Annotated in this window: 1 protein-coding gene; it reads left to right on the top strand. The window is 38.1% G+C overall.

What is annotated here, in order from left to right; genetic code table 11:
• Positions 1–135: 135 nt before the first annotated feature.
• Complete coding sequence (locus ACRBG0_RS28365) at positions 136–441, top strand: hypothetical protein (RefSeq protein ID WP_431490197.1); 306 nt, start codon at positions 136–138, stop codon at positions 439–441.
• Positions 442–593: the final 152 nt, after the last annotated feature.

Genomic DNA, 593 nt, shown 5'->3' with positions numbered 1-593 from the left:
GAAAAACCGGGGAGTAGGGCAACCACACACCTCGGACTTCCGAAAGACACAACAAAGACTATCTATAAATACATGTTATAATGAGAACGAACCACGCAAAAAATTGGTGTGATAGAGCATAATTCCAAAAAAAGTATGGATGAAGCAAAAGCTAAAAAAATGTCGCAACTCATTGATGCTGCTTTGGACATATGGGTGCATAACAATGACGACGGGAAGAAACATGTGTTTGATTTGGTTGAGGAATTTACAATGGAAGATTTGCCTTTTCATTTGGTGTGGGCTGACGGTACAAGAAAGCAAACAGAGAACAACGAGTTACTGCGTATGGTCAAACAACAACTTAAAAATGCCATTATGACGACCAGGGTGAAAGAATTATCTTCAGAATTAAAACATCATTCAAAATATTTTTATTACTTATCATTTTTTTTATTATAGTCTATGATAGCATTTCTAACTGCTTGTTCCGCTGCCCGTGCAATTGCTAGTTTGCGTGATGTTTTGAGTGATATTAATGAGCGTGTTGTTTTTTTGGGTGTGTGGTAACCTCCTGGTTTGACACGCAACATACTGCGTTCTGCACGTTTACG

This window comes from Lewinella sp. (assembly GCF_050633125.1).
Classification (GTDB): domain Bacteria; phylum Bacteroidota; class Bacteroidia; order Chitinophagales; family Saprospiraceae; genus Lewinella.
Note: the sequence above shows the minus strand (reverse complement) of the source record. Positions and strands in the feature narration are given on the sequence as shown.